Genomic DNA, 5,655 nt, shown 5'->3' on the forward strand with positions numbered 1-5,655 from the left:
CCGGACGTCCCGACGCCGACCCCCCGGAGCGCGATCTGTTCGAACTGGCCGGACGGATGAAGGCCGGGACGTCCGGGCAGGTCTCGCGCGCGGTGGCCGGGATGCCTCCTGTTTTGTCCGAAGGCCACGTGAACACCTTCACTGTTCTGAACCAGAGCACTCGCGAGTTGCGGACTGTCCGCGCCGTATTGCGGGTGATAAGCACCAGCGCTTACTGGTACGTGGACGAGAGCATGGACCTGCCCGTCGGCGAGATGAGGACGGCGGCGGACCTTTTTGAAACGAAGGTGTACCCGGTGCTCAAGGCAGGTTTCGGCGAGGTCCGATCCCCCGGAGTGGACGGGGAACCCCGGATCACCATCCTGCACACGGACCTCGGCCCTGGGATAGCCGGCTACTTCTCCTCGCATGACGGGTATACCACGCCGGTCTACGAGAACAGCAACCAGCGGGAGATGCTCTACGTGGACGCCAGAAAGGTCCGCCCGGGCTCGGCGGACTACCTTGGCCTCATCGCCCACGAGTTCCAGCACGCGGTGCATTCCAACTATGACATGGGGGAGGACTCCTGGGTGAACGAGGGCCTTTCGGAGCTTGCCAAGGCGCTTTCGGGATACCCCCTCACATTCGACTCACAGTTCCTCAAGCGCGCCGACACGCAGCTTGACTTTTGGCCGGACGGGATGGGAGACACCGGGCCAAGCTACGGAGCGTCCAGCCTATTCATGGTGTACCTGCACCAGCATTACGGCCGCGCGGACGGGCTGAGGGCGCTTGTGCAGGACCCCCTGGACGGCGCGAACGGGATCGATAGCTTCCTGGCCGCGACCGGACTGAAGTTTGAGGATGTCTTCAGGGACTGGGTGGTAGCCAACTACCTGGACGCCGATGACGGCAAATATGGCTACGCAGGCCGGGTTGTGAAGACGAGCGACGTGAACTCCGTCGCCACCTTTGGGGAACGCTCAGGCAGCCTGCCGCAGTTCTCGGCCGCATACTACGAGCTCGATGTCCCGAAGGGCGACGTGTCGGTCTCTTTCCAGGGCGGCGAAATGGTCAGGCGGTTTCCGGCGGCCTGCAACAGCGGAGAGCGGTGCTGGTGGGGTAACCGCGGCGACTCGATCGACACCACACTCACACGGGAGATGGACCTCACCGGGGTAACGCAGGCGACGCTGGAGTTCCAGACGTGGTACGACATCGAAGAAGACTGGGACTACGCGTACGTCGCCGTCTCGACGGACGGCGGCTCGAAGTGGACCGTCGTGCCAGGCGAGCGCTCGTCGTTCAAGAACCCCATCGGCAACAGCTTCGGGTCGGGCTTTACCGGCGCATCGGGCGGGTGGGTGAAGGAGCGCGTGGACCTGGCCGCTTACGCCGGGAAGAAGGTGCTCGTGCGCTTCGAATACATAACCGACGACTCGATCTACCGCGAGGGCTTCGCCATCGACGACATCTCCGTCCCCCAGATAGGCTTCTTCGACGATGCGGAGGGCGAGGCGGGGTGGACGGCAAACGGCTTCTTGCGGACGGACAATGTGCTGGAGCAGAAGTACATCGTGCAGATCGTCAAGGAGCTTGCGTCCGGCGGCCACGAGGTGATGCCGGTCCCGCTGGACGCGGCCAACGGGGGGCAGGTGCGGGTGAACGGCCTTGGCGGCCCCGTCACGAAGGCGACGGTTGTCATTTCGCCGGCCACGCGCGGGACGGCGCAGCGCGCCGATTGGAAGCTGAACGTGAGCGTCGCCGAGTGAAGTACTTCGCCTACGGCTCCAACATGCCGCCCGAGGAGATGGCCCGCCTCTGCCCCAGCGCGCAGTTCGTGGCCGTGGCGCGCCTGCCGGGCTACCGGCTGGACTTCACCCGATTCTCCCGGCGCTACCGCGCGGGCGTGGCGGACATCGTGCCGGACGGAGGCTCGCACGTGTGGGGCGTCGTATACGAACTGGACGAGCGCGAGCTTGGTCCGCTGGACGAGAAGGAAGGCGTCGCGATGGGAGCGTACAGGCGTATCGAGGTCCATGTCGAGACGGACGGAACAGCGATACGGGCGATGGCGTACGAAGTGGTGGAGAAATCCGCGCCGGTCCGGCCTGCCGCCTCTTACCTCAAGACTATCCTTACCGGCGCGCGCCACTGGCGTCTGCCGGAGGAGTACGTGCGGCGGGTGGAAGAGTATGGAAAGAGACTTGGACCCGTGTCGCGGTAGACCTCCCAAGCTGTGTTTGCTACACTTCACTCGCTCCAGAAAACGACTATGGTGAACGCATGAAGCTCACAAAAGAAGAAGTAAGGCACATCTCGAAGCTCGCGCGAGTTGGGATGACGGACGACGAGCTGGAGCTCATGAGCGGCCAGCTCTCGAACATCCTCGAGCACTTCGACGTTCTCCAGAAGGCGAACACCGAGGGCGTGGACGCGACCGGCCACTCGGCGGACGTTAATACCGTGATGCGCAGGGACGAGCCTCGGCCTTCGCTATCCCGCGACGAAGTGTTCGCAAACGCCCCGCAGCACGAAGGCGAGTTCGTCAGGATCAAGGCGGTGCTGGAGTAGGGGTCGGCGAAGCAGAAATTACAGCAGGGACCGGAAGATAGCATGGCATCTATCAATGTTGTTGGAATGACGCTGGAGGAGGCGGGAGCGCTCCTCCGGACGAAGCAGGCCACCTCCGTGGAGCTCACGCTCGCGGTGCTGGACCGCATTAACGCCGTGGAGCCGAAGACGCGCGCCTATGTTACCGTCACAGAGGACCTTGCGATGCAGCAGGCGCGGAAGGCGGACGAGCGCATCGCGAAGGGGCAGGCTGGTCCGCTGACCGGCGTGCCGATGCAGCTCAAGGACAACATCAGCACAAAGGGCGTGCGAACAACCTGCTCCTCGAAGATGCTCAGCAACTTCGTGCCGGTCTACGACGCCACCGTGGCGCGGAAGCTCTACGACGCCGGTGCGGTGCTGGTGGGGAAGGGGAACATGGATGAGTTCGCCATGGGCTCCTCCACGGAAAACTCGGCCGTCCAGAAGACGCACAACCCCTGGGCGCTCGACCGCGTCCCCGGCGGGAGCAGCGGCGGCCCGGCCGCAGCCGTCGCCGCGGGTGAGGGCTTTTACTCCCTGGGCTCGGATACCGGCGGCAGCATCCGGCAGCCGGCCGCCCTCTGCGGCATAGTCGGCCTCAAGCCCACCTACGGCCTCGTCAGCCGCTACGGCCTGGTGGCCTTCGCAAGCTCGCTCGACCAGATCGGCCCCATGACGAAGACGGTGAAAGATAATGCGCTGGTCCTGAACGCAATCGCCGGTAACGACCCCAGCGACTCCACGTCCCTCAAGGTCACGCCGCCCGACTATACGAAGGCGCTGACCGGCGACATCAAGGGACTCCGGATAGGCGTGCCGAAGGAGTACTTCGTCGAGGGCATGCAGCCGGGTGTGGAAAAGTGCGTCCGCGACGCCATCAAAATGCTCGAAAAGCTGGGCGCGAAGCTGGGCGAGGCATCCCTCCCCAGCACGCCGTATGCGATGGCGGTGTACTACATCATCGCCCCGTCGGAGGCGTCCGCCAACCTGGCGCGGTACGACGGCGTGAAGTACGGCTACTCGGCGAAGAACGCCTCCACGATGTGGGAGGCGATGGAGCGCACGAAGCAGGAAGGGTTCGGCCCGGAGGTCAAGCGCCGCATCATGATCGGCACCTACGCGCTCTCAGCCGGGTACTACGACGCCTACTACCTGAAGGCGCAAAAGGTGCGCACCCTCATCCGCCGCGAGTTCGAAGAGGTCTTCAAGAAGTTTGACGTGCTGGTGACGCCGACGTCGCCGTCGGTCGCGTTCAAGATGGGCGAGAAGACGGCGGACCCGGTGCAGATGTACTTGAACGACGTGTTCACCATCCCTGCGAACATCGCCGGCATCCCCGGCGTTTCCGTCCAGGCGGGCCTCTCGGACGGCCTACCGGTGGGCGTACAGTTCCTGGCAAGCCACCTGCAGGAGGAGACCCTCCTCAAGGTTGCCCACGCCTACGAGCAGGCGGCTGGCTGGCACAAGCTAAGGGCGAAGGTGTAGGGGGCAGCTGATGGATAGCGCTGAGCGTGATTTTGATCTCGCAATGCGAGAAATCTATGCTGAAGCGAAGCGGCCCCCATGTAACTACAACGCGTCCTATTTTCTGCAGATGCTAAATGAGCATGGAGGACTTGGCACCGCTAGGCGATTGCTTGCTGCGCCGCAGGTGAGCGATGGATTCACACAGCTTTACTTACGAAGTAGACTTGATTTGACCGTCGAGAGGAACGTTCTGCGCCCAAAGTTTAGAGGCTTGTTCACGGCTGTCGAACTTGAGACCGCAACCGCACGGCTAAAGGATTTGGGCTATAAAGTTGACGGAAAGGACGAGTTCGTGAAGCTCTGACTCGAACACCGAACCTGGCAGGTCGGTGTGCCTACCCTACTCCAGCTTCACATCCCCGCTCTTGCCGCCGGTCTTGCTGACCAGGCGCACATTCTCTATCCGCATGCCCTTGTCCGCGCTCTTGCACATGTCGTAGACCGTCAGCGCTGCCACGCTGACCGCCGTCAGCGCCTCCATCTCCACGCCAGTCTTGCCGGTGGTCCTCGCAGTTGCCGTGATATTGACGGCACTACGCGCCTCGTCCAGGTCAATCTCCACGCCAACGAAAGTGAGAGGCAGGGAGTGGCACAGGGGGATGAGCTCCGCCGTGCGCTTCGCGGCCATGATGCCGGCGATGCGCGCCACGCCGAGAACGTCGCCCTTCGCGAAGCCGTTCGCCTTCACGAGCGCCAGCGTCTCCGGCTTCATTGTCACCGACCCCTTCGCGACCGCCGTGCGCTCCGTGTCCGCCTTCGCGCCCACGTCCACCATGCTCGCCTTGCCTGCGGGGTCTATGTGGGTGAGGGCAGGCGATGGGGCAGGGTTGGACGAGTTGGACAGGTTGGACGGGTTGGACCTGTCCGGCGTGTCTGACGGTATCGCAGCCGGAGTGACCGGGTCGGGCAGGGCTGCGGGGGGAATAATGTCTGCGGCCTCCACTGGCGGCGGCTTGGGCTGCCCACCCAGCAGCATCCGGCCCGTCGCCAGGGCGTCAGCCTCCTCGTTGTAGGGGTCGCCGTTGTGGCCACGCACCCACCGCCAGGTGACCTTGCGCTTCTTGACCTCTTCGTCCAGCCGCGCCCAGAGGTCCGCATTGACGTTCCGCTTCCAGGTCTTCGTCATTGAGTTGATGACGTACTGGCTGTCGCTGTGAATGATGACTTCAGCCCCCACGGGTAACAACTCGAGGCCCTTGAGGACCGCGGTGATCTCCATGCGGTTGTTAGTCGTGTGCTCCGCGCGCCCGCTCAGCGTGCGCTTGTGGCCGTTCTCAAGGATGACCACGCCCCACCCTCCGGGCCCCGGATTCCCCTCGCATGAGCCGTCCGTGTAGATCTCAATCATGTGTGTGCCTTCGCGGTAATCTGGCCCTATTCTAACCCAGGGCATCTGTTTCAGGGAAAATCCCTGCGGCTCCACGTGTCAATGCTCAATGACTTTGTCAGTCTTACTGCTCAGTGATTTTGTCAGTACGACTGGTTTTGGTTGAATCAGTCTCGATCTCCAAGGGTGATCTTGAGCCGGCTTTCGATCCTTGGGCGAGGAGA

6 protein-coding genes are annotated in these 5,655 nt (G+C 63.3%); 5 read left to right on the forward strand and 1 reads right to left on the reverse strand.

Features of this window, described 5'->3' with window-relative positions:
• From FJ319_14285 to FJ319_14305, 5 genes are all read left to right on the forward strand, one after another.
• A partial coding sequence (locus tag FJ319_14285; protein ID MBM3935434.1) for a hypothetical protein occupies positions 1-1,754 on the forward strand: 1,754 nt, incomplete at its 5' end.
• Positions 1,751-2,209, forward strand: a complete 459-nt coding sequence (locus tag FJ319_14290) for a gamma-glutamylcyclotransferase (protein ID MBM3935435.1) — start codon at positions 1,751-1,753, stop codon at positions 2,207-2,209. The genes FJ319_14285 and FJ319_14290, both read left to right, overlap by 4 nt.
• Before the next feature lie 59 nt (positions 2,210-2,268).
• On the forward strand, positions 2,269-2,556 hold the full coding sequence (gatC, locus tag FJ319_14295) for an Asp-tRNA(Asn)/Glu-tRNA(Gln) amidotransferase subunit GatC (GenBank protein ID MBM3935436.1): 288 nt from the start codon (positions 2,269-2,271) through the stop codon (positions 2,554-2,556).
• 51 nt (positions 2,557-2,607) lie between these two features.
• Positions 2,608-4,062: an Asp-tRNA(Asn)/Glu-tRNA(Gln) amidotransferase subunit GatA gene (gene gatA, locus FJ319_14300; protein ID MBM3935437.1), complete on the forward strand. Its 1,455-nt coding sequence runs from the start codon at positions 2,608-2,610 to the stop codon at positions 4,060-4,062.
• Positions 4,063-4,072: 10 nt separating this feature from the next.
• Entirely contained in the window at positions 4,073-4,408 is a 336-nt protein-coding gene (locus FJ319_14305) for a hypothetical protein (protein MBM3935438.1), read from the forward strand.
• A gap of 36 nt (positions 4,409-4,444) precedes the next feature.
• Here FJ319_14305 and moaC read toward each other — a convergent pair whose 3' ends face one another.
• Complete coding sequence (gene moaC / locus FJ319_14310; GenBank protein ID MBM3935439.1) at positions 4,445-5,497, reverse strand: cyclic pyranopterin monophosphate synthase MoaC; 1,053 nt, start codon at positions 5,495-5,497, stop codon at positions 4,445-4,447.
• Positions 5,498-5,655: the final 158 nt, after the last annotated feature.

This window comes from SAR202 cluster bacterium, assembly GCA_016872355.1.
Classification (GTDB): Bacteria; Chloroflexota; Dehalococcoidia; order Lucifugimonadales; family VGZY01; genus VGZY01.